Source organism: Streptomyces sp. NPDC059787 (assembly GCF_042732315.1).
Classification (GTDB): Bacteria; Actinomycetota; Actinomycetes; order Streptomycetales; family Streptomycetaceae; genus Streptomyces; species Streptomyces atrovirens.
Window position 1 is genome coordinate 1 of sequence record NZ_JBHWHX010000109.1, and the last position, 1,849, is coordinate 1,849.

Genomic DNA, 1,849 nt, shown 5'->3' on the forward strand with positions numbered 1-1,849 from the left:
AACACAGTGGACGCGAGCAACTGAGGACAAGCCCTCGGCCTATTAGTACCGGTCAACTCCACACGTTACCGTGCTTCCATATCCGGCCTATCAACCCAGTCGTCTACTGGGAGCCTTACCCTCTCTAGGAGGTGGGAGTCCTCATCTCGAAGCAGGCTTCCCGCTTAGATGCTTTCAGCGGTTATCCCTCCCGAACGTAGCCAACCAGCCATGCCCTTGGCAGAACAACTGGCACACCAGAGGTTCGTCCGTCCCGGTCCTCTCGTACTAGGGACAGCCCTTCTCAAGACTCCTACGCGCACAGCGGATAGGGACCGAACTGTCTCACGACGTTCTAAACCCAGCTCGCGTACCGCTTTAATGGGCGAACAGCCCAACCCTTGGGACCGACTCCAGCCCCAGGATGCGACGAGCCGACATCGAGGTGCCAAACCATCCCGTCGATATGGACTCTTGGGGAAGATCAGCCTGTTATCCCCGGGGTACCTTTTATCCGTTGAGCGACGGCGCTTCCACAAGCCACCGCCGGATCACTAGTCCCGACTTTCGTCCCTGCTCGACCCGTCGGTCTCACAGTCAAGCTCCCTTGTGCACTTACACTCAACACCTGATTGCCAACCAGGCTGAGGGAACCTTTGGGCGCCTCCGTTACTCTTTAGGAGGCAACCGCCCCAGTTAAACTACCCATCAGACACTGTCCCTGATCCGGATCACGGACCCAGGTTAGACATCCAGCACGACCAGACTGGTATTTCAACGACGACTCCACCCGAACTGGCGTCCAGGCTTCACAGTCTCCCAGCTATCCTACACAAGCCGAACCGAACACCAATATCAAACTGTAGTAAAGGTCCCGGGGTCTTTCCGTCCTGCTGCGCGAAACGAGCATCTTTACTCGTAGTGCAATTTCACCGGGCCTATGGTTGAGACAGTCGAGAAGTCGTTACGCCATTCGTGCAGGTCGGAACTTACCCGACAAGGAATTTCGCTACCTTAGGATGGTTATAGTTACCACCGCCGTTTACTGGCGCTTAAGTTCTCAGCTTCGCCACCCCGAAGAGTGACTAACCGGTCCCCTTAACGTTCCAGCACCGGGCAGGCGTCAGTCCGTATACATCGCCTTACGGCTTCGCACGGACCTGTGTTTTTAGTAAACAGTCGCTTCTCGCTGGTCTCTGCGGCCACCCCCAGCTCGAGGAGCAAGTCCCCTCACCGGTTGTGGCCCCCCTTCTCCCGAAGTTACGGGGGCATTTTGCCGAGTTCCTTAACCATAGTTCACCCGAACGCCTCGGTATTCTCTACCTGACCACCTGAGTCGGTTTAGGGTACGGGCCGCCATGAAACTCGCTAGAGGCTTTTCTCGACAGCATAGGATCATCCACTTCACCACAATCGGCTCGGCATCAGGTCTCAGCCTTGATGTGCGACGGATTTGCCTATCGCACGGCCTACACCCTTACCCCGGGACAACCACCGCCCGGGATGGACTACCTTCCTGCGTCACCCCATCACTCACCTACTAACCGCTTGGGCCGGCGGCTCCACCACTCCCCCTCACTCCGAAGAGATCAGGGGCGGCTTCACGGCCTTAGCATCACGATGCTCGATGTTTGACGCTTCACAGCGGGTACCGGAATATCAACCGGTTATCCATCGACTACGCCTGTCGGCCTCGCCTTAGGTCCCGACTTACCCTGGGCAGATCAGCTTGACCCAGGAACCCTTAGTCAATCGGCGCACACGTTTCTCACGTGTGAATCGCTACTCATGCCTGCATTCTCACTCGTGAACCGTCCACAACTGCCTTCCGGCGCTGCTTCACCCGGCACACGACGCTCCCCTACCCATC

The 1,849-nt window shown here is 57.3% G+C and carries 1 rRNA gene; it reads right to left on the reverse strand.

Annotated elements, in window-relative coordinates:
* Positions 1 to 22 precede the first annotated feature (22 nt).
* A 23S ribosomal RNA gene (locus tag ACFV5H_RS37775) occupies positions 23 to 1,849 on the reverse strand; the annotation flags it as partial.